The organism is Bradyrhizobium sp. LTSPM299 (assembly GCF_000938235.1).
GTDB lineage: Bacteria > Pseudomonadota > Alphaproteobacteria > Rhizobiales > Xanthobacteraceae > Bradyrhizobium.
The window spans coordinates 198087-220998 of record NZ_JYMU01000007.1 but is presented as its reverse complement, the minus strand read 5'-3'; the positions used below and the strand labels follow the sequence as shown (position 1 = coordinate 220998).

Sequence of the window (22912 nt, the reverse complement as noted above, 5' to 3'; positions counted from 1 at the left end):
TCATTCTGGAGGATCGCAATGAGCGAGAAGAAGCCCGTCATCGTCTATGGCGCTTCCGGCTACACCGGCCGGCTGGTGTGCGAATATCTGCGCGAGTACAACATTCCCTTCATCGCCGCCGGCCGCAGTGCCGAGAAGCTCAACGGTGCAATGAAGGCGAACGTGGCCGGCATCGAGACCGCGGACTACGAGGTGGTGGAGGTGCCGCACACCGTGGCCGCGCTGACCGAATTGTTCAATGGCGCCTCGGTGGTGCTCAACACAGTGGGCCCCTTCGCCAAGTTCGGCGGCGAGGTGGTGCAGGCCTGTTGGGCTTCCAGATGCCACTACACCGACACCACCGGCGAGCAGGACTGGCTGATCACGCTCGAACAGGAGTGGGGCGCGAAGTTTGCAAATGCCGGCCTGCTGCTGGCGCCGGGCATTGCGCAGATGTACACCACCGGCGAGATCGCCGCGCAGCTGTGCCTGGAAACGCCTGGCCTCGACACGCTGGACATCGCCGTCTTCTGGGGCGGCAGCCCGACCATCGCCTCGACGGCGACCATCCTGGTCAACGCCGCGATGGCCAAGGCCTACTACCTGGAGCAGAACAAGTATGTCGAGCACCAGCCCGATGCCGGCCTCTACAGCCTCGCCATCCCCGGCCAGCACGAACTGGCTCTGGCGCTGCCCTGGGGCGGCACCTCGCACCCGGTGTGGTTCAAGCGCGATCCGCGCGTGGCCAACGTGAAGGTGCTGGGCGGCGTCTTCAACCGCGGGCTGATGCAGGCCGTGCCGCAGATCGTCGCTGCCGCGCTGGATGCGACCAAGGACATGAAGCCTGACGAACGCTACGCCGCGTTGGCGCAGACCGCCGCCGGCGTGATGAACAGCATGCCGCCGCGCGAGAATCCGCGCGTCAACAAGTCGATGGATTCGGTGTATGCGTCCGGTCCGCTGGGGCGCGCGCATTGCGTCATCAACGGCAACAGCAACTACAAGCAGACCGGCCTGATGCAGGCCTATGCCGCGGCGCACCTGCTGCAGCAGCCGCCCAAGCGCGTCGGATTCGCCTCCGGCTGCCAGGCGTTCGGCCATCATGAGCTGCTCGGGCAGTTGCGCAGCTTCGGCCTGGTCAGCAAGCCGATCCTGACCGTGCACGACTGAAGCATCAAAGTGGGTGGCGCGATCATACGCGCCACCTGCTTCCGTCCCGCGGGGATTGATCATGCGCTTCATCGACTATCTCGACAAAGGCGCCTCGCTCGGCGCCGATGCGCCATGCCTGACGATGGATGGCCGCGACCTCAGCTATCGCGAAGTCCAGCAGCTGAGCTATTGTATCGCGCGCGGGCTCGATCGTTCCGGCGTCGCGCCCGGCGAGAAAATCGCGATCCTCTCCGGCAACGATCCGATCGCCTTTGCCTGCGTGTTCGGCATCTCGCGCGCGGCTGCTGTGTGGTGCCCGATCAATCCGCGCAACGAGGCCGCCGAGAACAAGTTCATCCTCGACGCGTTCGATTGCAGCCTGCTGCTGTTTCATTCCAGCTTCGCCGCCATGGTCGAGGCGGTGCGGTCCGACCTGCCGAAGCTGCGCGCGCTGGTCTGCCTCGATGCCGAGCTACCGTTCGCGCCATCGTTCGAAAATTGGCTCAACGGCCTCGCCAACGATCACTACCAGCGCGCGGCGGTCGACGATCTCGCGATGATCCCGGGCACGGGCGGCACCACCGGCAAGCCCAAGGGCGTCATGCTGTCGGGCCGCAACATCGAGACGATGACCGCGCTGACGCTAATCGGCTATCCATTCAAGGGCCGCCCGATCTATCTCGCGCTGGCGCCCCTGACCCACGCTGCTGGTGTACTGTGTTTCCCGATCATGACCCGCGGCGGCCGCATCGTGATCATGCACCACCCTGACATCGGCGAGTTCCTCACGCTGATCGCGCGTTACCGCGTCACGCACACCTTCCTGCCGCCGACCGTGATCTACATGCTGCTCGACCATCCGAATCTCGATTCGGCTGATCTCACCTCCTTGCAATGCTTCTGGTACGGCGCGGCGCCGATCTCGGCGACGCGGCTTGCGGAGGCGCTGCGACGGATCGGGCCGATGGCTCAGCTGTTCGGCCAGACCGAGGCGCCGATGATGATTTCGACCATGGCGCCCGACGAGCATTACAATCCGGACGGCACGATCGCGATGGAGCGCCTCGCCTCGGCCGGGCGGATCAGCCCGCTGGTCCAGGCCGGCATCATGAATGGCGATGGCCATCTGCTGGCGGCGGGTGAGCGCGGCGAGATCGTGGTGCGCGGCTCGCTGGTGATGGACGGCTATTACAAAAACCCCGAAGCCACAGCCGAGGCCTCGACACATGGTTGGCACCACACCGGCGACATCGGCTACCTCGACGAGGACGGCTATCTCTTCCTTGTCGATCGCGCCAAGGACATGATCATCACCGGCGGCTTCAACGTCTATTCGATCGAGGTCGAGAATGCGCTGCGCGCCCATCAGTCGGTACAGGATTGCGCCGTGATCGGTCTGCCCGACGACAAATGGGGCGAGCGGATCGTCGCCGTGGTACAACCCCGCGCCGGTCACAGCATCGATGCGACGGAGCTCGCCGGTTTCGTCAAGCAGCGGATCGGCAGCGTCAAGGCGCCGAAGCAGATCGAGGTCTGGGACGACCTTCCGCGCTCCAAAGTCGGCAAGGTGCTGAAGCCCGACATCCGGGCGCGGCTCGCCGCCCTTTTGAGCAGTTAGAGCGCTTTCGAGCGGAGTGGATATCGGTTCGCGTAAAGAAAACGCGTCAAAACAAAAACCAGGTCCGTTACGCCGAAATCGCCTTCGATATCGCACTGCGTTTAAAGCTCGCTATTCGCTGAACGTCGGCGTAGTGTCGCGCCATCACCGTCCTTCCCACGGCTTCGATCGGTGACTGAGGGTAACGAAACGCTCCCGCCAAAGAGGAGGAGCGTGCGTGCCGCGATTTCGTCTGGCCGACATGAATACGCTTGTCGTCGCATTCGCGCTCGGTACATTCGCGCAAGGCGCGCTCGCCGCAGAACCGAACTGTCGCACGATCGAAGGCACGGGCCCGCGTCTCGCCTGTTACGACGTTGCGTATCCTCCGAAGCCGAAGGAGCCACCAGCGGCCAATAACAGCGTGCCGCGTGCCGCATACAATGATCCGTTGATTGCAGAAGACGCCCGGATCGCGGCGAAGCTCAAGAATATCTGCCGCGGTTGTTGAGGTCTGCGCGGAAGCGGGAGACGGAGAGGGTACCGCCCTACGCAAAGGTTGCTATCGGGTGCGCGAGTAGCCACTTGATGAGATGACGTAGTCGGATCGTTGCGACAGCGCCTGTCGCGAAGCGCCATTTCTTCGCCACGCTATGTCTTAGCCACGCCAGATATCCCGAACGAAATCGACCAACGGCATGTCGCTTCGGCGTGCGCGTTACGGGTCAGGACAATTCATGACAATCGAGCATGCCTCGGTACAGATCGCCCGCATGACGCCGCTCCGCCGTATCGCCATTATCGGCAACTCGTTGCCTCGTCGATGCGGAATTGCAACCTTCACGACTGACCTGCGGAACGCGATATCGGTGTCGTGTCCGGATTTGGAGGCTCGCATCGTGGCAATGACCGATCGCGGTCAAGCCTATGATTATCCTCCGGCGGTCGCTTTTCAGATTAAAGACGGCAACATCGAAGACTACACGCGCGCCGCGGATTTCCTCAACGCCGGTCAGTTCGACACCGTGTGCCTGCAGCACGAATTCGGGATTTTCGGCGGTGAAGCCGGTGCCCATATCCTCGTGCTGTTGTCGCGCCTCACCATGCCTGTCGTGACGACGTTCCATACCGTGCTGGCCAATCCCACGGTCAAGCAACGGACGGTGATGGAACGTATCGTCGATGCGTCGTCGAAGGTCGTGGTGATGGCCCACAAGGGCCGCGAGCTATTGCGCGACGTCTATCGGGTGCCGGACGACAAGATCGAGGTCATCGCCCACGGCATTCCCGACGTCGCCTTTGTCGAGCCTGATGCAGCGAAGGCGAGGCTGGGATTTGAGCGAAAGTCGGTCATCCTGACGTTTGGCCTGCTGTCACCGAACAAGGGCATTGAAGTCATGATCGACGCCATGCCGTCGATCCTGAAACGCTGTGCGAATGCGGTGTACGTCGTGCTCGGAGCAACGCACCCCAATTTGGTTCGAAACCAGGGCGAGGCCTATCGCGAGGGCCTGAAGGCGCGGGTGCGCGAACTCGGGATCGACGACCACGTCGTGTTTCTCGACCGGTTCGTCGATCTCGCCACGCTGCTCGAATTCATCTCGATGTGCGACGTCTATGTCACGCCCTACCTCAACGAGGCGCAGATGACGTCGGGAACCCTGGCCTACAGCTTCGGACTGGGCAAGCCGGTCGTTTCCACGCCCTACTGGCATGCACGGGAGCTGCTGGCTGACGGATGCGGCGTTCTGGTGCCTTTTGGCGACGCTTCGGCGATCGGCAGCGAAATCGCAAAATTGCTTACCGACGACGCTCGCCGGCAGGCGATGTCCAGGCGCGCTTATGCCGCGAGCCGAACGATGACGTGGGAGCGCACCGCCGAGCGCTACATGTCCGTCTTCGAGAATGCACGGCAAGCGAACCGGCCCAAGATCTTCGCGCGCTCCGACATGGGCGCGCCGGAACCACGCGGTCCCGCGCCGCCGGATATGCAGATCGGCCATTTCCTGTCGATGTGCGACGATACGGGCCTATACCAGCACGCGGTCCATTCGGTGCCCGATCGCGCGCACGGCTATTGCGTCGACGACAATGCTCGCGCCTTGCTGCTGGCCTGCGCGCTGAACAATCCAGGTGAACAGCCGCTGCCCGATGTCTTGACGACCCGCTTTGCGGCTTTCGTGCAGCATGCTTGGAACCCTGACACCAGGCATTTTCGCAACTTCATGGGCTTCAATCGAACCTGGCTTGAAGACCGGGGCTCCGAAGACAGTCACGGGCGAACGCTATGGGCCTTGGGGGAGGCCGCGCGCAGTGATGCAAGTCCATCGCGGCGCCGCTGGGCCACGGCCTTGTTCGCCGAGGCATTGCCGACCGTGGAGAGCTTCCGTTCGCCCCGAGCGTGGGCTTTCGCGCTTCTGGGCCTGGACGCTTATTGCGTCGTCGCTCTGGACGATCTCCACGCCAGGGAAGTCCGGCATTCTCTCGCCGACAGGTTGATGTCCTGTCTGGCGTCGGTCGAGACGCCGGACTGGGTGTGGTTTGAGGACGGGCTCGCTTACGACAACGCGCGACTGCCGCAGGCCTTGATGCTTGCAGGCATGGCGACGAAAACGCCAAAATACCTCGATGCCGGATTGCGGTCTCTGCGCTGGCTCATGACGCAACAAACGACACCGGCAGGTCATTTCCGGCCGGTCGGCACCGCCGGTTTCGGCGAGCAGCGGCAACAGCCCCGTGCCTTCGATCAGCAGCCCGTCGAAGCGACGGCGACGATCGCCGCCTGCCTGACGGCGTGGCGCGCGAGCGGCGATTCCGAATGGAAGGCCATGGCAGCGCGCGCGTTCGGCTGGTTTCTCGGCAGCAACGATCTGTCCGTGGCGCTGGTCGATCCGCACACCGGGAGTTGCCGCGACGGATTGCACCCCGATCGCGCCAATGAAAACCGCGGGGGCGAGTCGGTTGTTTGCTATCTCCTCGGACTCGCCGAGATGCGTCAGCTTGCGCGCGTGAGTACCAGCCTGACAAAGCCCGCTGCCTTGCGCGCTGTGGGCGCCTGAATTTCACTCCTATTCCAGCAAGCCGAGGATACCGTGTCACAAGCTACCTTCCTGAACCGGCAGGCGCTTTATTTGCGCCCCGATCCCGCACGGGTCATCGTGCGGCCGTTCAAGCCGACGACTGAACCGCGCGATCTGAATCCGACCGACAAGATGCGCGCAAATCATATCGTCGACCGGGTTCTCGCACTCGATTCGGAGGCCGTCGCCGCTCAGCTCGCCGACGTCCTGGATAATTTCCTGGGTCGACATCGGAATTTGTTGGCGACCTTCGAGGCCCGCGCGGATGAGATGGAAGACGCTCTTGCGGCCCACGGCGTGTTCTCGAAGACCCAGCGTCAGCTGGTGGGCGCCTATTTTCTCAGCGAATATTCGTTCGAAGCTTCCGCCTTGTTCAATCCCAGCATCGTGCCGCATCCCGACCAATCTGATGCGCCGAAGGGCGGCACGCGCGTTATCATCAGCCTGCGTGCGATCGGCGAAGGGCATGTGTCGTCACTGACATTTCGAACGGGAGCGATCGAGGCCGATGGCAGCCTGACTGTTGATCCGACGGCTCGCCTCGCCTCGGTTCCCCGGATTTCCAATCGTGTCTCCGGGCCGGACGGCGAGTCTGTCGAATTGATCTTCAAGCCTGAGGAAGATCTAAGCGAGCGCGTGATCTTTCCGGTGACCGAATCCCAGTCCAACGGCATCGAGGATGTACGCTTTGTTGAATTTGCCGACGGCGATCGGAAGACCTACTACGCGACCTACACGGCCTACAGCGGACGGGCGATCCGTTCTGAGTTGATCGAGACCAGCGATTTCATGTCGTTCCGACTGTCGCCTTTGCGGGGTGCTGCGGCGCGCAACAAGGGCATGGCGCTGTTCCCGCGCAAGATCGACGGCAAGTATGCCATGATCGCACGACAGGATAACGAGAACCTGTATCTGATCTATTCGGGCGACCTCTACTCGTGGGAGGACGGTCAGGCTATTCTGAAGCCGCAATTTCCCTGGGAGTTCGTCCAGATCGGCAATTGCGGGTCGCCGATCGAGCTTGATGAAGGTTGGCTGCTGCTGACGCACGGTGTCGGCCCGGTCCGCAAATACTCGATCGGGGCGGCGCTGCTCGACAAGCGCGACCCATCGAAGGTGCTGGCGCGCTCGAGCGAGCCGCTGTTGCGGCCTGAACCATCCGAGCGCGAAGGTTATGTTCCCAACGTCGTCTATACCTGCGGTGCGATGAGGCACAATGACCTGATTGTTTTGCCTTATGCCGTGTCGGACACCTTCTCCAGTTTCGCAACCATCAAGATTTCCGCGCTTATGGAATCGATGAAACGCTGAGCGCGGCTTTCGCAATCGTTGGCGTCAACCGCGTTTCCCGACAGGTCAAAGGAGCGTTCATGGCCCGCGAAACAACCTACGTCGTGCAGGCATTCAATGCGGGCAAGGGCGGATATCTGAAGCCCGACTCTCCAATCGTCTGCAAGTCGGCAAGTGGAGCTCTGCGAACGGCGGAGAGACTGGCTTTGAGCAAGCTCGCCGTCGTCGCGTTCTCGTCCACCGGCGATCCCGAGTTTGGCGATTATGACGATGAGCCTACGGTGTTCTTCCGGAAGGGTGATCTCCCGGCTGCCTTCGATTGAGTCGTTAGGAGATGATGACTTATCCTCGACGTGTCATCATGCTCCAAGTTGCAAGCGACAAGCTATTGCGGAGGATCCCGGGTGAACGAGCGACTTGAAACACTGAAGAAGGCCCGTGGCCGCATGATCGAGGACAGGGACACGCACGCGAAAGTGCTGGCGGCTCCGTTTGATCGTGAAAAGGCCGAACGCGCACGCAACAAGTTCGTCGAGCTTCAAACGCTGATCGACGCCATCGACCGCGCCATCGCCGGAGAAAACTCTGCATTGGATGGGTCAAAGGGCGACAAAGGCTGAGAAGAGAGCTTCATGTCGAAGCGCATCGACAAGTCATGGACCGTCTTCGTCAGCATCGAAAATGTCGAGCACGACAGATGCGTGGATATGTTTTCCAGATCGGATGGCAGCTACGGATTCGAGGAATTCAGGCGGGACATCGAAGATGCCGGGCAATGGACGCCCGTCCAGTATTATTCGGGCGTTAGCTACGCTTCAGCAACTGATGCCCTGGACACCGCCGAACGATGTGTGTCCTGGCTGGTCCAGGTGCTCACCGAGAGGCCGGACCTGAGGACGCGTGTCGGTTTGGGCTAATCGCGAAGCAGATCGCATCATGCTCTGTCGCGTCGCAGGTCACCCACAAAAAAATGCGCGGGCCGCCTCGACCGGTGTCGAGGCATGCCCGCGCATCTGAACTCGCGGATGAACTGTCAGCCGGCGCTCAGTGGACGCTGACGGCCTGTAGCTCGTTGCTCCAGGCGTTCGCGACGGCGGCTTCGCGGCTGTCGGTCAGCATGATCGGGGTGCCGTCGGCGGCGTGAAGCGCAAACAGCTTGAGGCCCGGCGCAATCTTGGGTGCCTCGGGAAACAGTCCCGGCACATCCTCGGAACGGACCTGCTTCACATAGGCGATATGACCCTCGCCCAGATGGGCCAGTGCTTCCGGCGTGACGCTGTCGGATTCGATGGTGGTGGTGCTCATGTCACTCATGGTCTCGACTCCTCAGTCAGATAAGCGGTCGAGTCCGCTCCTGGTTTCTATTATTCGTGCTCATTGATAGCGATTGTCTTAACGACCCGTTCAGGTTCTGGCCTGGCGAGGTCGATCGACAACAGCCCGTTCTTCAGATCCGCGCCCAGCACATGCATCCCCTCCGCCAGCACGAAGGTGCGCTGGAAGTGGCGCGCGGCGATGCCGCGATGGATGTATTGCCGGGCCTTGTCGTCCTGCTGGCGGCCGCGGATAACGAGCTGGTTTTCCTCAATGGTCACATCGAGTTGGTCGCGGGTAAACCCGGCCACCGCCAGCGTGATGCGCAGGCGTTCGGGTGCACCGTTGGACCGGTCACACCGTTCGATGTTGTAGGGAGGATAGCCGTCAGCGCCCTTCACGACCCGATCGAGCGCACGCTCGATTTCGTCGAACCCTAGAAGGAACGGACTGGACAACGATGGAACACGAGACATTACAAAGTCCTCTCGAAGCGACTTTGAGGGGCCCTTGCGGCACCCCATGCAACCGGCGGGCCCGTTTGGCCTCCGGTCAATCGTCAATATGGGGGTGATTTGGACGGGGTTCAAGCATCTCAGGAATCAGGCTTAATTGCTCTTGAACATTGCTTTTCCGTCATGGCAGGCAGGCCGGCCGAGCGCCTGAGCCGGAATCAAGGGGAGTTACCGCTCGCGCGTGCCGCCCGGGATGACCACGTGCGGGACTCTCAGCCGACCCGTTTCCGGCCGTCAGCCGTGAACAGGTGCAATTTGTCGCGGGGGGCAAGCGCCCGGATCTGTTCGCCGATGGCGGGTCCGGTGGCGCCGGGAACCCGGACGATCACCTCGCCGGGCGGCAGTTCGCCCGGGTTGGCGGCGACCCCCTGCTCCGCGCGCTGGCGGCTGCCATAGACGAAGGTCTCGGCGCCGACATGTTCGATCGCCTCGACCGTCAGGTCGAGCGCGACGCCGCCGGATGCGGTCTCACTGGAGAGGACAAAATCCTCCGGCCGGATCCCGAGGATGCCGGCGCCATCGGGGCCTGCGATCTGGGATTTCAGCTCGTCCGAGCCGAGCGGCATCAAATTCATCGGCGGTGCCCCGATGAAGGAGGCGACGAAGGTGGTCGCAGGCTTCTGGTAGACGTCGAGCGGGTTGCCGATCTGCTCGACCTGGCCGCCGTTCATGACCACGAGGATGTCGGCGAGTGTCATTGCCTCCAGCTGGTCATGGGTGACGTAGATCGACGTGGTGCTGAGGCGGCGTTGCAGCTTCCGGATCTCGACCCGCATCGCGATGCGCAGCTTGGCGTCGAGGTTCGACAGCGGCTCGTCGAACAGGAACACTTTTGGTTGCCGCACAATGGCGCGGCCCATCGCGACGCGCTGGCGTTGGCCGCCGGAGAGCTGTCGCGGCTTGCGCTCCAGCATCGGCGCCAGCTCGAGGACGCGCGCGGCCTCATCGACCCGGGTCTTGACCTCGGCCTCCGCCATGCCGCGGTTGCGCAGGCCGTAGGCCATGTTGTTGTAGACGCTCATATGCGGATAGAGCGCGTAGTTCTGGAACACCATTGCGATGTCGCGATCGGCGGGCTCGATCTGGTTGACGATGCGGCCACCGATATCGATCTCGCCGCTGGAAATAGTTTCAAGGCCTGCAACCATGCGCAGGAGCGTAGACTTGCCGCAACCGCTTGGTCCGACCAGCACGCAGAATTGGCCGTCACCGACATCGACGTTGACGCCCTTGATAGCTTCGAAGCCGCCGGGATAGGTCTTGCGGACGTTGCGCAGCGTGACGTTTGCCATGAACTCTCTCTTGGAATTACTTTTCCGTCTCGACCAATCCGCGCACGAACAATTTCTGCATCGCGACGACGACGAAGATCGGCGGCAGCATCGCAAGCAAAGCGGTCGCCATCACCACGGGCCATTCGGTCAGCGCATCGGTCGTGGTGATCATCTTGCGGATGCCGACCTGGATGGTCTGCATGTCGTCGCGGGTGGTGATCAACAGCGGCCAGAGATACTGATTCCAGCCCAGGATGAACAGGATCACGAACAGCGCCGCCATGTTGGTGCGCGACAGCGGCAGCAGCGTATCCCAGAAGAAGCGAAACGGGCCGGCGCCGTCGATCCGCGACGCCTCCAGCAGCTCATCCGGCACCGTCATGAAGAACTGCCGGAACAGAAGCGTCGCGGTGGCGGAGGCGATCAGCGGCAGCGACAGGCCGGCGTAGCTGTCGAGCAGATGCAGGTCGGCGACGATCTTGTAGGTCGGATAGATGCGGACCTCGACCGGCAGCATCAAGGTGATGAAGATGATCCAGAAGATCGGCATCCGGAACGGGAAGCGGAAATAGACGATTCCGTAGGCTGAGATGATCGAGATCGCGATCTTTCCGACTGCGATCATCATCGCCATGATCAGCGAATTCAGCATCATGTTGAGGACCGGCTCGCGGGTCGAACCGCTCGTGCCCACGAACAGCGTCTGGTAGTAGGTCTCGAAGAAATGGCCGCCCGGCAACAGCGACATCTGGCCGTTGGCGATCGCCGCGTTGTCCTGGGTGGAGGCGACGATGGCGATATAGACCGGGAACGCGACGATCGCGATGCCGATCCACAGGATGACGTGAGCGACGTAGCGGCGAATGCCTTCTTCCTCGACCATCAGTAGGTCACCTTGCGTTCGACGAAGCGGAACTGGATTCCCGTCAGCACGATGACGATGACCATTAGGATGACCGACTGCGCGGCCGAGGAGCCGAGATTGCCGCCAAGCAGGCCGTCGGAATAGACCTTGTACACCAGCGTTTCGGTTGATTTTCCGGGGCCGCCGCGGGTCATCGTGTCGATGATGCCGAAGGTGTCGAAGAAGGCGTAGACGATGTTGATGACCAAAAGGAAGAAGATGGTCGGCGACAGCAGCGGAAAGGTCACGGTCCAGAACCGCCGCATCGGACGGGCGCCGTCGATCGCGGCGGCCTCGAACACGCTTTTCGGAATCGCCTGCAGGCCGGCGAGGAAGAACAGGAAATTATAGGAGATCTGCTTCCAGGCGGCGGCGAGGATGATCAGGAACGCCGCCTGGTCGCCGTCGAGCAGCGGATTCCAATCGACGCCGAGCGCGCGCAGATAGCGCGAGAGCACGCCGAGCGAGGGATGCAGCATGAAGATGAAGAGCACGCCGACGACCGGCGGCGCCACCGCATAGGGCCAGATCAGGAGCGTGCGGTAGAGCGTGACGCCGCGCAGCGGCTTGTCGGCCATGACCGCGAGCAGCAGCGCAAAGGACAGCGACGAGAAGGCGATCGCAAACGAGAACGCGAAGGTTCTGACGATCGCTTCGAAATAGGCCGCGTCTTTGAACAGTTCGAGATAGTTCTCGAACCAGACGAAGGTCGTCGAAAGACCGAAGGCGTCCTGCAGCAGGAACGACTGGATCACGGCCTGCGCGGCCGGCCAGTAGAAGAAAATCAGGACGATCGCGAGCTGCGGGGCAACCAGCGCGTAGGGCAACAGCTTTGATTGGAAAACGGATTGCTTTTGCATGACATCTTGAAAAATGGCAGGCCGCATGATGCGGCCTGCCGGGTCATCGGTCTAGTGTGTCATCTCAGTGAACGGCGGTTTTTTCAAACTGCCGCAGCATCTGGTTGCCGCGTTCGACGGCGGCATCGAGCGCCTGCTTGGCGGTCTTCTTGCCGGCCAGCGCCTGCTCGATTTCCTCCGACCACATATCGCGCAGCTGCACCATGTTGCCGAGGCGCAGACCGCGGGAATTCTCGGTCGGCTCCTTGTTGGTCAGCTCGAGCAGCGGGGTCTCGAGATAGGGCTGGTCCTTGTAGAAGCCCTCTTCCTTGGCCTTGGCATAGGCGGCCTTGGTGATCGGCAGATAGCCCGAGGCCTTGTGGATCCAGACCTGACGGTCGGTGTCCGACAGGAAGGTCAGGAATTTCGCCACGCCCTTGTATTCCTCGGCCGACTTGCCGCCCATCACCCAGAGCGAGGCGCCGCCGATGATCGAGTTCTGCGGCGCGCCCTTGACGTCGGGATAAATGGGCATCGGCGCCGCGGTGAAGTTGAACTTTGCCTGCGCCTTGACGTTGCCGAAGAACGACGACGAGGTCAGGTAGATCGGGCATTCACCGGAAGTGAAGCGGCCCTCGCCGGTGTTGGTGCGGCCGGCGTAGTCGTAGGTCTTGTCCTTTTGCAGCTCGATCAGGTTCTCGAGATGCTTGACCTGCAGCGGGCCGTTGAATTCGAGCACCGTGTCGAAGCCGTCGAGACCGTTGGCCTTGCTGGCGAGCGGCACGTTGTGCCAGGCCGAGAGCTGCTCGAGATTGACCCAGGTGACCCAGGATCCGGAGAAGCCGCAGGTGGCATAGCCGGCCGCCTTCAGCTTCTTGGCGTCATCGAACACCTCCGGCCAGGTCTTCGGAATCTCGGCGATGTTGGCCTTCTTGAACGCGTCGAGATTGACCCACATCACCGTCGACGACGAGTTGAAGGGGAACGACAGCATCTCGCCCTTTGAGGTCGAATAGTAGCCGGTGATCGCGGGCAGATAGTTGCCGGGATCGAACTTCTCGCCGGCGTCGGCCATCAGCTTGTAGACCGGTTTGACGGCGCCGGTAGCGGCCATCATGGTCGCGGTGCCGACCTCGAACACCTGCATGATGTGCGGCGCGCTGCCGGCGCGAAACGCGGCAATGCCGGCGTTCATCGTATCGGGATAGCTGCCCTTGTAGGTCGGGACGACCTTGTAATCGCTCTGTGCGGCATTGAAGTCGTTGGCGAGCTTGACGATGACGTCGTTATTGGCGCCGGTCATCGCATGCCACCACTGGATTTCCGTGACGGCCAGCGCGGGCGAGGCGCCGAATGCCAGTGTGACCGCGACCGCTGCCGCAGCGCCAAATTGCCGAAAACCCATCAAAAATTCCTCCCTTGGGATCGCCATCGATAAGCCGTTGCGCCTAGCAGCGCCGGATGACGTTCAAATGACCGTATAAGCCAGCCGATCGTAGGGGGGAAGCGAGGTCGGTGGGAAGCGGTAAAAAAGTGGAGCTTGCGGCCGCGCGCGTGCGGCGCAACGTCAGGGGTGACGCTGCGCCGCATCAGAGGTGCGATCAGCGCTTGCGCGTGGGGCAGACCACGCCCTTGTCGACCAGGGCGTTGATCTCGTCCTTCGAGTAGCCGAACTCGCCGAGCACTTCCGCGGAGTGCTGGCTGAACTTCGGCGGCGTGCGGCGCAGGCTCGGCTTGGTGCGCTCGAGCCGGATCGGCGAGGCGACGCCCTTGTACCAATCCTTTTCGATGACGTCGCCGCGATGGATGGTGTGCGGGTTGGTCAGCGCCTGGTCGATCTTCTGCACCGGCCCTGCCGGCAGGCCCGCGGCGAGCAGGCGATTGCACAGCGGCTCGGCCTCGTGCTGGCTGAACACGGCGGCCAACTCGGCGCGCAGCGCGTCGCGGTTGGCGATGCGGTCCTTGTTGCGGGCAAAGCGCGGATCAGTGCCGAGCTCGGGCTTGCCGATCTCCTTGGCGAGCTTGCGGAAGGTGCCGTCATTGCCGACGCCGATGAAGATGTTGTCGGTCCTGGTCGGGAAGATCGCGTAAGGCACGAGGTTGGGATGCTCGTTGCCGGTCAGCGACGGCGGCTTGCCATGCATGAAATAATTCGCGGTGTGCGGATGCATGATCGCAAGGCCGGTCTCATACAGCGTGGTCTCGAGGAATTGGCCGAGACCCGAGCGCTGCCGCTCCGACAGCGCCATCAGGATGCCGATCGCCGCATAGAGCCCGGTGGTGATGTCGACCAGCGGCACGCCAATCCGCATCGGTCCGCTCTCGGGCGAGCCGGTCGCAGCGATCATGCCGGTCATCGCCTGGATGATCGCGTCATAGCCGGGATTGCCGCCGCGCGGGCCGTCGGCGCCGAAGCCGGAGATGCGGCAATGCACGAGTCGCGGAAATTTGGCGCGCAGTACGTCGTTGCCGATGCCCCATTTGTCGAGGGTACCCGGCTTGAAGTTCTCGATCAGCACGTCGGCGGTTTCGAGCATCTTCATCAGCACGGCGCGGCCGCCCTCGGAGGCGAGATCGAGGCCGATCGAGCGCTTATTGCGGTTGATGCCGACGAAATAGGCGGCGTCCTCCTCGTGGAACGGAGGGCCCCAGTCGCGGACTTCATCGCCGGCGGGCGGTTCGACCTTGATCACGTCGGCGCCGTGGTCGGCCAGGATCTGGGTGCAGTAGGGGCCGCCGAGCACGCGCGTCAGATCGATCACGCGCAGTCCGGTCATCGCGCCCAAAGCCGCTGGGGTATTCATGGAAGCAACCTTCGCTCAGATGGGATCGTCAATTAGGGGTCCCAGAGCTAACGGTGTTCGCTAGCGCCAGCAATGGGCTGGCGTGCAAAGGCACATGCCGCCGCAACGCAAATGGCCCGCCGTGGGGCGGGCCATTCCGTGTAATGGATTTCCGAGATCGGCCTTGACTTAGACGACGGTCAGCTTGACGTCGATATTGCCGCGGGTCGCGTTCGAGTAGGGGCACACCTGGTGGGCCTTCTCGACCAGGGCCTCGGCCTCGGCGTGGGGAAGGCCGGGCAGGGAGACGGCGAGGTCGACGGTCAGGCCAAAGCCGCCGGCCGCGCGCGGGCCGATGCCGACGGTCGAGGTCACCGCGGCGTCGGCGGGAACCTTGGGGCCGCCCTGCGAGGCGACGAATTTCATGGCACCGATGAAGCAGGCGGCGTAGCCGGCCGCGAACAGCTGCTCGGGATTGTTGCCGGCGCCGCCGCCACCACCGAGCTCCTTCGGGGTCGTGAGCTTGACGTCGAGCGCGCCATCGAGGGTCGCTGCATGGCCGTCACGGCCGCCGGTGGCCTTGGCGCTGGTCTTGTAGAGCACGTTCACAGACATGGTGGTCTCCCTTGGCTTGGTTTCGATGGATAATGTATTGCACGCAATTAGATTGTATGCAATATAAAATAGATGGCCTCACATTTAATTGTTCGCAATTGAATCGCGGCTTCAGGCGGCCCAGAATGAACGCGGAATGTGACAGCTTTTGACGGGATCTCCCATGGTCAGGAAACAAACCGCGGCGGACCAGGCGCTGCGGCTCGACAACCAGATCTGCTTCGCGGTCTATTCGACCGCGCATGCGTTCAACCGCGTCTACAAGCCGCTGCTCGACCGGCTCGGCCTGACTTATCCGCAATATCTGGTGATGCTGACGCTGTGGGAGCGCGACGGCGTTCCGCTCAAGGACATCGGCGAACGGCTGTTTCTGGACTCCGGCACCCTGACGCCGCTCCTGAAGCGGCTCGAGGCGGCGGATTTGATCAAGCGAACCCGCAGCACTGTGGACGAACGCCAGGTGCTGATCGCGCTGACGCCGCAGGGCCACGCGCTGCGCGACAGGGCCAAGGCCGTGCCGCAGTCGATCCTGGCGGCGTCAGCCTGCTCGGTCGGCGAATTGCTGGCGATGAAGGACGAGATCGTCGCGCTGCGCGACCGGCTGAATGCGGTGCTGAAGGAGTAAGGGGGCGAGAGCCCGGCTTCGCCCTTCGGGCTACGCCGCGGCAGCCTTCGCTACGAGAGGGCTTGCCGCGCCGAAGCTGGCGAAGCCAGCGAAGGCTGGTGGAGCCAGGCGGGATCGAACCGCCGACCTCTTGCATGCCATGCAAGCGCTCTCCCAGCTGAGCTATGGCCCCGTCACAGTACTAGCGGCATGGTCTCTCGGACCGTGCTCCCGCGGGTCTTGGGCGACTCGCGGGGGAGACCCAGAACACAGTTCTGGGTCGATCTCAAGTCTCTTCGTCGCCTCCGACGTCACCAATGATGTCGGTCACGTCCTCATCGCCCTCTTCCTCGTCGGCGATGAAGGTCGAATCATCGTCATCATCGTCGTCGATGGTCTCATCGGCCTCGATGTCGTCCTCGGATTCGGGAACCACGGCCTTGACCTTGCCGGAGTTCTCCTCGGCATCGGCTTCCTCGAGCGAGACCAATTCCTCGGCTTCCGCCGGCTCCGGCGTGTCGGCTGCGGCTGTCGGCGCCGCCGCGGCGGCAGCGGCACGGCCTCGCGGCGGGGCAACTGGCGCGATCGGCACGACTTCGCCGGTGTAGGGCGAGATCACCGGACTCTTGTTCAGGTCGTAGAACTTCTTGCCCGTCGTCGGGCAAATGCGTTTGGTTCCGAGATCGGACTTGGCCACGTGGTGATCCTGGGAATTTTGCTGAAAAACGGTGCTTCACTTGGCTAGTTGAGGCGCTGCTGTCAATAGCGCTTTGCGCGCATTCGACGGGCGCGTGACGCGGTGTTGCCTATGTGATACCTGCCGCGGCGCGAGAGGACACAATATTGGCTCATTCTGACACCCCGACCCCGCTGGAATCCCGCGCGAGCGGCCCCTTGGCCGGCAAGGTCCGCGTTCCTGGGGACAAATCGATTTCCCACCGCGCCCTGATCCTCGGAGCGCTTTCGGTTGGCCAAACCCGCATTTCCGGCCTTCTGGAAGGCGAGGACGTGCTCAATACGGCCAAATCCATGCAGGCGCTGGGCGCCAGGGTCGAGCGAACCGGCCCGTTCGCCTGGACGGTCTCGGGCGTCGGCGTCGGTGGCTTCGCGCAGCCGGCCACCGCGCTCGATTTTGGCAATTCCGGCACCGGCTGCCGGCTGGTGATGGGGGCGGTCGCCGGATGCCCGATCACGGCAGTGTTCGACGGCGACGCCTCGCTGCGCACCCGCCCGATGCGCCGGATCCTCGACCCGCTGGAACTGATGGGCGCCAGGACCAGCGATATAAGGGAAGGCGGCCGGTTGCCGCTGACGCTGAGCGGCGCGCGCTATCCGGTGCCGATCGTCTACAAGACGCCAGTCGCCTCGGCCCAGATCAAGTCCGCGGTGCTGCTGGCGGGGCTATCTGCACCCGGCATGACGACCGTGATCGAGCAGGAAGCCAGCCGCGACCATACCGAGCTGATGCTCAAGCATTTCGGCGCCGAGATATCGTCGGAGAAGGAAGGCAGTCATGGCCGCAGGATCACGCTGTCAGGCGAGCCCGAGCTGCACGGCGCAGACGTCGTGGTGCCGGCCGATCCGTCCTCGGCGGCATTCCCGATCGTGGCGGCGCTGATCGTCGACGGCTCCGACGTCGTATTCTCCGACGTCATGACCAATCCGCTGCGCACCGGCCTGTTCACAACGCTGCGCGAGATGGGTGCGTCGATCGAGGAGAGCGAGGTGCGCGGCGACGCCGGCGAGCCGATGGCGCAGTTGCGCGTGCGGGCCTCGAAGCTGCGCGGCGTCGAGGTACCGCCGGAGCGCGCGCCCTCGATGATCGACGAATATCTGGTGCTGGCGGTTGCAGCGAGCTTCGCCGAGGGCACCACGATCATGCGCGGCTTGCAGGAATTGCGTGTCAAGGAATCCGACCGGCTCGAGGCCACCGCGGACATGCTGCGGGTCAACGGCGTCAAGGTCGAAGTCTCCGGCGACGATCTGATCGTCGAAGGCCGCGGCCATGTCGAGGGCGGCGGCCTGGTCGCGACCCACATGGATCATCGCATCGCGATGTCGGCGCTGGTGATGGGCCTCGCCTCCGACAAGCCGGTCAAAGTCGACGACACCGCCTTCATCGCCACCAGCTTTCCGGATTTCATCCCGATGATGCGTTCGCTCGGAGCGGATTTCTCATGATCATCGCCATCGACGGTCCCGCCGCCTCGGGCAAGGGCACACTCGGCAAGCGGCTCGCCCATCATTACGGCTATCGCCATCTCGACACCGGCGTGATCTATCGCGCCGTCGCCCATACGCTGATGGAGGCGGGCGCCGACCTCAACGATGAGGCGCTGGCGGTAGCCGCGGCGCTCGAGCTCGATCCCGAGAGATTCGGCAATCCGGTGCTGAAGACGCAGAAGGTCGGCGATGCCGCATCTGTGGTCTCGGCGTTTCCCCGGGTGCGCGAGGCGCTGGTCAGCTTCCAGCGTCAGTTCGCCGCCGATCCGCCCGGCGCGGTGCTCGATGGCCGCGACATCGGCACGGTGATCTGCCCGGATGCCGACGTGAAGATTTTCGTGATCGCCGACCCGCGGGTGCGCGCCCAACGACGGACGCTGGAGGCCCGCTCGCGCGGCGAGGACGCCGACGAGGACGCCGTGCTGGCCGATATCCTCAAGCGCGACGAGCGCGACCAGAACCGATCGACTGCGCCGTTGCGTGCGGCGCCGGACGCCCACACGCTGGACAATTCCTATCTCGACATCGAGGCCGGCGTCCGCGCCGCCATCGCCATCGTCGAGGCGGTTCGCGCCAAGCGCTGATTCAGCCAGTGCTTCACGCCAAAGAGCGCGATGACAGGGTCATCGCGCTCTTTGCTACATAACGTCCTGGCTACATAACGTCCCGATGGATCAGTTCTTTGACCAGTAGCGGTCGAACGGTAGCTCCTGATCGGCCATCGTCAGAAGCGGCTGATCGACCTGGATCGAAGCAGCATGCTCGGTCGAAACGGCGCCAGGCATCGCGGCGACGGCATTTCCCAGAGTCAGGACGGCAATCGCCGCCAGCACCACAAAGCTTTTCATTGGGTAACCCCCCTGTTTTGAACGGTGTCATCCTGTGGGGGCCTGCTTAAGGGTGGGTTCCGGCCCAAGCCTCACCGAAGTCCGACGCCGGTCATTTCACTTGGCGCGGTCAACAACGCGTTGAAATGCAGGATTTGAGGGCGCTATCAGGCTTAAAGCCTCGTAAATTGGGCATTTCCAGCTTGCCCAAAAGCGGCCTCGGGGCTATATCAGCGCCGTCCGGGCCACCATCGACCATGTCGAGGCTGTGTCCGAGCGGGCCGGTGACGGGTTTTAGCCCCAGCCGCATCAGGAGGAACGCCCGCTCCCGGTCTTGAAGTCGATAATTCTCGTTTCAGGTCCCGGATCAATCAAACGTACCGAACGTGCAGTTTTACTGCCGGCCCGCTGTTGCGCCTCCCGCAACGAGCGGTCGTCAGGGTTTGCGGAACCCTGACACTTCACGCGCGGTGCGCCCAACAACCCTAACAGCCGGCGAGATTCCGCATCTGGAGAACAAATGGCTTCGAATTCTGCTGCTTCCTATAGTCCGACCCGCGACGATTTCGCCGCGATGCTCGATGAGTCCTTTGCCGGCGGCAATTTGCAGGAAAGCTCCGTCATCAAGGGCACGGTGGTTGCAATTGAGAAAGACATGGCCGTCATCGACGTCGGCCTGAAGACCGAAGGCCGCGTCGCGCTGCGCGAATTCGCCGGCCCCGGCCGTGAAAGCGATCTGAAGGTCGGCGACACCGTCGAGGTGTTCCTCGACCGGATCGAGAATGCGCTCGGCGAAGCCGTGCTGTCGCGCGACAAGGCGCGCCGCGAAGAGAGCTGGGGCAAGCTCGAGAAGGCCTTCCAGAACAACGAAAAGGTCAACGGCGTCATCTTCAACCAGGTCAAGGGCGGCTTCACCGTCGACCTCGACGGCGCGGTCGCCTTCCTGCCGCGCTCGCAGGTCGACATCCGTCCGATCCGCGACGTTGCGCCGCTGATGAACAACTCGCAGCCGTTCCAGATCCTCAAGATGGACCGCCGCCGCGGCAACATCGTGGTGTCGCGCCGCACGGTTCTCGAAGAGACCCGCGCCGAGCAGCGCCAGGAACTGGTGCAGAACCTCGAAGAGGGCCAGGTGATCGACGGCGTGGTCAAGAACATCACCGATTACGGTGCGTTCGTTGATCTCGGCGGCATCGACGGCCTGCTGCACGTCACCGACATCGCCTGGCGGCGCGTCAACCACCCGACCGAGGTGCTGACGATCGGCCAGACCGTGAAGGTCAAGATCATCAAGATCAACCACGAGACCCACCGCATCTCGCTCGGCATGAAGCAGCTGCTGGACGATCCGTGGCAGGGCATCGAGGCGAAGTATCCGCTCGGCGCCCGATTCACCGGCCGCGTCACCAACATCACCGACTACGGCGCGTTCGTCGAGCTGGAGCCGGGCATCGAAGGCCTGATCCACGTCTCGGAGATGTCGTGGACCAAGAAGAACATGCACCCCGGTAAGATCGTTTCGACCTCGCAGGAAGTCGAAGTGCAGGTTCTCGAAGTCGATTCGGTCAAGCGCCGCATCTCGCTCGGCCTCAAGCAGACCATGCGCAACCCCTGGGAAGTGTTCGTCGAGAAATTCCCGGTCGGCTCCACGGTCGAAGGCGAAGTCAAGAACAAGACCGAGTTCGGACTTTTCTTGGGCCTCGACGGCGACGTGGACGGCATGGTGCATCTGTCCGACCTCGACTGGAAGCTTCCGGGCGAGCAGGTCATCGACAACTTCAAGAAGGGCGACATGGTCAAGGCCGTGGTGCTCGATGTCGATGTCGAAAAGGAGCGCATTTCCCTCGGCGTCAAGCAACTCGAAGGCGACCCCTTCGCGGAGCCGGGCGACGTCAAGAAGGGCGCTGTCGTGACCTGCGAAATCCTTGAGGTCAAGGAAAGCGGCATCGAGGTCCGGATCTCGGGCACCGAGTTCACCACCTTCATCAAGCGGTCCGAGCTGGCCCGCGACCGCAACGACCAACGCGCCGAACGCTTCGCCGTCGGTGAGAAGGTCGATGCCCGCGTCATCCAGTTCGACAAGAAGGCCCGCAAGGTGCAGGTCTCGATCAAGGCGCTGGAAGTCGCCGAAGAGAAGGAAGCCATCGCGCAGTACGGCTCCTCCGATTCGGGAGCCACGCTTGGCGACATCCTCGGCACCGCGCTGAAGAATCGCGGCGGCGACAAGTAAGCGTTCGCTCAATCCGAGTGATCAACGAGGCCCCGGCGCACGCCGGGGCCTTTTGTTTTGCGGGTCCCGTTGGCTCCCGTCCCGGCTACGGTTCTGCGAGCCTTGTTTTCTTCATATTGCACCGCAATTGATGTATTTGATTAGGGCTATAGTGACGCTGCGACTGCAAAACGCGCGGGACGTATTTGGAGAGATTCGATGTCGCTGGATTCAGACGTGATCGTCGATCGCCGCCGTATCAGGCGCAAGCTGACGTTCTGGCGCGTCACCGCCGCTCTCGTTGCGATTGCGGCCATTGTCGGTGTGGCTGTGATCGCCAGTGGCGGGCGCGGCATGTTCGCAGCACCAGGTGCGATCGCGCGCGTCACCATCGAGGGGCTGATCCGCAGCGACCAGGAGCGCGTCGAGGCGCTGAAGCGGCTCGAGACGTCGCAATACGCGGCGGTCATCGTGCACGTCAACTCGCCCGGCGGCACCACCGCGGGCTCCGAGCAGCTCTACGACTCGCTGGTGCAGCTGAAGGCCAAGAAGCCGCTCGTTGTCGTCGTCGAGGGGCTGGCCGCGTCGGGCGGCTACATCACCGCGATCGCGGCCGACCACATCGTCGCGCAGCAGACCTCGCTGGTCGGTTCGATCGGCGTGCTGTTCCAGTTCCCTAACGTGTCCGAACTGCTGAAGACCGTCGGCGTGAAGATGGAAGAAATCAAATCTTCGCCGCTGAAGGCGGCGCCGAACGGCTTTGAGCCGACCAGCCCGGAAGCGCATGACGCGATCGACGCGCTGGTGAAGGACTCTTATGCATGGTTCCGTGGATTGGTGAAGGAGCGGCGCGGCATGGATGACGCGCTGCTGCAAAAGGTCGCGGACGGACGCGTCTTCACCGGCCGGCAGGCGGTCGATCTCAAGCTGATCGACCAGCTTGGCGACGAGAACACCGCGATCGCCTGGCTTGTCGCCGAGAAGAAGGTCAAGAGCGACCTGCCGGTGCGCGACTACAAGCTCAATCCGCGCTTCGGCGACCTGACATTCCTGCGCACCGCGGCGTCCGTGACAGCAGATGCGCTCGGTCTCGGCGCCATAGCGCGGCGGATCGAGCAGGGCGGGATGGTGCAGGCGGTCGACCGGTTTGGGCTCGACGGCATGCTGGCCCTGTGGAGCCCGGCCGGAACCAACTGATCTGCACGGAGGCGTGCCTTTTAGGCGCTTCCCGCTCTGCGGGAATTGCCACATGCCCTGTTTGGGCTATTTGTCACGCGATTTCACAGCACCCAAAATTGATTTAGCGTCTTGACAGTGCAAGGCATTTTCACGGAAATGGACTTCCGCGATATCCCGGATCCCACTGTCAATGATCAAATCCGAACTTGTTCAGCGTATCGCCGAGCACAACCCGCACCTCTATCAGCGGGATGTCGAGAACATCGTGAACGCGATTCTCGATGAGATCGTCGCTGCGCTGGCACGTGGCGACCGCGTCGAGCTGCGCGGTTTTGGCGCGTTTTCGGTCAAGCACCGCCCGGCGCGGGCAGGCCGCAATCCGCGGACCGGCGAGCATGTGCCGGTCGATCAGAAGAGCGTGCCTTTCTTCAAAACCGGCAAGGAGATGCGCGAGCGTCTCAATCGCGACGAAGCGGATGCGTCCGAGGTCGACGCGCCGAAGGCCGACGCGTAGCGCGACATCAGGCG

At 62.9% G+C, this 22912-nt stretch carries 24 protein-coding genes and 1 tRNA gene; 14 read left to right on the top strand and 11 right to left on the bottom strand.

Annotated elements, in window-relative coordinates:
* Positions 1 to 18 precede the first annotated feature (18 nt).
* The 8 genes from UP10_RS05495 to UP10_RS05460 all read left to right on the top strand — a co-directional run bounded on the left by UP10_RS05495 (position 19) and on the right by UP10_RS05460 (position 8015).
* Positions 19 to 1149 carry a DUF5938 domain-containing protein gene (locus UP10_RS05495; RefSeq protein ID WP_044586350.1) on the top strand — a complete coding sequence of 377 codons (1131 nt, stop codon included), beginning with the start codon at positions 19 to 21 and terminating at the stop codon, positions 1147 to 1149.
* A 61-nt stretch (positions 1150 to 1210) separates the two neighbouring features.
* Positions 1211 to 2749: an AMP-binding protein gene (locus UP10_RS05490; protein WP_044586349.1), complete on the top strand. Its 1539-nt coding sequence runs from the start codon at positions 1211 to 1213 to the stop codon at positions 2747 to 2749.
* Between the two features lie 217 nt (positions 2750 to 2966).
* Positions 2967 to 3239 carry a hypothetical protein gene (locus UP10_RS05485; protein WP_044586348.1) on the top strand — a complete coding sequence of 91 codons (273 nt, stop codon included), beginning with the start codon at positions 2967 to 2969 and terminating at the stop codon, positions 3237 to 3239.
* Between the two features lie 262 nt (positions 3240 to 3501).
* A complete protein-coding gene (locus UP10_RS05480; protein ID WP_044586506.1) occupies positions 3502 to 5787 on the top strand; it encodes a glycosyltransferase family 4 protein in 2286 nt (761 codons plus the stop codon).
* Between the two features lie 33 nt (positions 5788 to 5820).
* Positions 5821 to 7119: a glycoside hydrolase family 130 protein gene (locus tag UP10_RS05475; RefSeq protein WP_044586347.1), complete on the top strand. Its 1299-nt coding sequence runs from the start codon at positions 5821 to 5823 to the stop codon at positions 7117 to 7119.
* Between the two features lie 59 nt (positions 7120 to 7178).
* Positions 7179 to 7421, top strand: a complete 243-nt coding sequence (locus UP10_RS05470) for a hypothetical protein (protein WP_044537920.1) — start codon at positions 7179 to 7181, stop codon at positions 7419 to 7421.
* Between the two features lie 81 nt (positions 7422 to 7502).
* Positions 7503 to 7718 carry a hypothetical protein gene (locus tag UP10_RS05465; RefSeq protein ID WP_044586346.1) on the top strand — a complete coding sequence of 72 codons (216 nt, stop codon included), beginning with the start codon at positions 7503 to 7505 and terminating at the stop codon, positions 7716 to 7718.
* Positions 7719 to 7730: 12 nt separating this feature from the next.
* Positions 7731 to 8015 carry a hypothetical protein gene (locus UP10_RS05460; protein ID WP_044586345.1) on the top strand — a complete coding sequence of 95 codons (285 nt, stop codon included), beginning with the start codon at positions 7731 to 7733 and terminating at the stop codon, positions 8013 to 8015.
* A gap of 127 nt (positions 8016 to 8142) precedes the next feature.
* Here the strand turns inward: UP10_RS05460 and UP10_RS05455 are convergent, their stop codons facing one another.
* The 8 genes from UP10_RS05455 to UP10_RS05420 form a co-directional block, all read right to left on the bottom strand.
* Complete coding sequence (locus UP10_RS05455; RefSeq protein WP_044537918.1) at positions 8143 to 8412, bottom strand: BQ00720 family protein; 270 nt, start codon at positions 8410 to 8412, stop codon at positions 8143 to 8145.
* Between the two features lie 50 nt (positions 8413 to 8462).
* A complete protein-coding gene (locus UP10_RS05450; protein WP_044537917.1) occupies positions 8463 to 8888 on the bottom strand; it encodes an Hsp20 family protein in 426 nt (141 codons plus the stop codon).
* A 251-nt stretch (positions 8889 to 9139) separates the two neighbouring features.
* On the bottom strand, positions 9140 to 10219 hold the full coding sequence (locus UP10_RS05445) for a sn-glycerol-3-phosphate import ATP-binding protein UgpC (RefSeq protein ID WP_044586344.1): 1080 nt from the start codon (positions 10217 to 10219) through the stop codon (positions 9140 to 9142).
* A gap of 16 nt (positions 10220 to 10235) precedes the next feature.
* Complete coding sequence (gene ugpE / locus UP10_RS05440; protein ID WP_044586343.1) at positions 10236 to 11084, bottom strand: sn-glycerol-3-phosphate ABC transporter permease UgpE; 849 nt, start codon at positions 11082 to 11084, stop codon at positions 10236 to 10238.
* The gene (gene ugpA / locus UP10_RS05435; protein WP_044586342.1) at positions 11084 to 11965 is read right to left on the bottom strand and encodes a sn-glycerol-3-phosphate ABC transporter permease UgpA; all 882 of its coding nucleotides are present in this window, start codon (positions 11963 to 11965) and stop codon (positions 11084 to 11086) included. The genes ugpE and ugpA overlap by 1 nt, the downstream gene beginning before the upstream one ends.
* A 64-nt stretch (positions 11966 to 12029) precedes the next feature.
* Positions 12030 to 13349, bottom strand: a complete 1320-nt coding sequence (gene ugpB, locus UP10_RS05430; protein ID WP_044586341.1) for a sn-glycerol-3-phosphate ABC transporter substrate-binding protein UgpB — start codon at positions 13347 to 13349, stop codon at positions 12030 to 12032.
* A 196-nt stretch (positions 13350 to 13545) separates the two neighbouring features.
* Positions 13546 to 14748, bottom strand: a complete 1203-nt coding sequence (locus UP10_RS05425; protein ID WP_044586340.1) for a CaiB/BaiF CoA transferase family protein — start codon at positions 14746 to 14748, stop codon at positions 13546 to 13548.
* A 168-nt stretch (positions 14749 to 14916) separates the two neighbouring features.
* Positions 14917 to 15342: an organic hydroperoxide resistance protein gene (locus UP10_RS05420; protein WP_044537911.1), complete on the bottom strand. Its 426-nt coding sequence runs from the start codon at positions 15340 to 15342 to the stop codon at positions 14917 to 14919.
* 163 nt (positions 15343 to 15505) lie between these two features.
* Here UP10_RS05420 and UP10_RS05415 point away from each other — a divergent pair, with 163 nt between their 5' ends.
* Positions 15506 to 15967, top strand: coding sequence for a MarR family winged helix-turn-helix transcriptional regulator (locus UP10_RS05415; protein ID WP_044586339.1), 462 nt, complete (start codon positions 15506 to 15508; stop codon positions 15965 to 15967).
* 96 nt (positions 15968 to 16063) lie between these two features.
* On the opposite strand, the gene UP10_RS05410 is transcribed toward UP10_RS05415, so the two are convergent.
* Together UP10_RS05410 and UP10_RS05405 are read right to left on the bottom strand one after the other, a co-directional pair.
* A tRNA-Ala gene (locus tag UP10_RS05410) sits at positions 16064 to 16139 on the bottom strand.
* Positions 16140 to 16232: 93 nt separating this feature from the next.
* Positions 16233 to 16643: a TIGR02300 family protein gene (locus UP10_RS05405; RefSeq protein WP_044586338.1), complete on the bottom strand. Its 411-nt coding sequence runs from the start codon at positions 16641 to 16643 to the stop codon at positions 16233 to 16235.
* A 146-nt stretch (positions 16644 to 16789) separates the two neighbouring features.
* Here UP10_RS05405 and aroA point away from each other — a divergent pair, with 146 nt between their 5' ends.
* A complete protein-coding gene (gene aroA / locus UP10_RS05400; RefSeq protein ID WP_044586337.1) occupies positions 16790 to 18127 on the top strand; it encodes a 3-phosphoshikimate 1-carboxyvinyltransferase in 1338 nt (445 codons plus the stop codon).
* Complete coding sequence (gene cmk / locus UP10_RS05395; RefSeq protein ID WP_044586336.1) at positions 18124 to 18753, top strand: (d)CMP kinase; 630 nt, start codon at positions 18124 to 18126, stop codon at positions 18751 to 18753. Before aroA ends, cmk begins: the two co-directional genes overlap by 4 nt.
* Before the next feature lie 90 nt (positions 18754 to 18843).
* Here the strand turns inward: cmk and UP10_RS43980 are convergent, their stop codons facing one another.
* Positions 18844 to 19017, bottom strand: a complete 174-nt coding sequence (locus tag UP10_RS43980) for a hypothetical protein (RefSeq protein ID WP_156179674.1) — start codon at positions 19015 to 19017, stop codon at positions 18844 to 18846.
* A gap of 499 nt (positions 19018 to 19516) precedes the next feature.
* Here UP10_RS43980 and rpsA point away from each other — a divergent pair, with 499 nt between their 5' ends.
* The 3 genes from rpsA (at position 19517) to UP10_RS05380 (ending at position 22898) form a co-directional block, all read left to right on the top strand.
* Complete coding sequence (gene rpsA / locus UP10_RS05390; protein WP_044537906.1) at positions 19517 to 21226, top strand: 30S ribosomal protein S1; 1710 nt, start codon at positions 19517 to 19519, stop codon at positions 21224 to 21226.
* Positions 21227 to 21424: 198 nt separating this feature from the next.
* The gene (gene sppA / locus UP10_RS05385) at positions 21425 to 22402 is read left to right on the top strand and encodes a signal peptide peptidase SppA (RefSeq protein ID WP_044586335.1); all 978 of its coding nucleotides are present in this window, start codon (positions 21425 to 21427) and stop codon (positions 22400 to 22402) included.
* 172 nt (positions 22403 to 22574) lie between these two features.
* Complete coding sequence (locus tag UP10_RS05380) at positions 22575 to 22898, top strand: integration host factor subunit beta (RefSeq protein WP_044586334.1); 324 nt, start codon at positions 22575 to 22577, stop codon at positions 22896 to 22898.
* Positions 22899 to 22912: the final 14 nt, after the last annotated feature.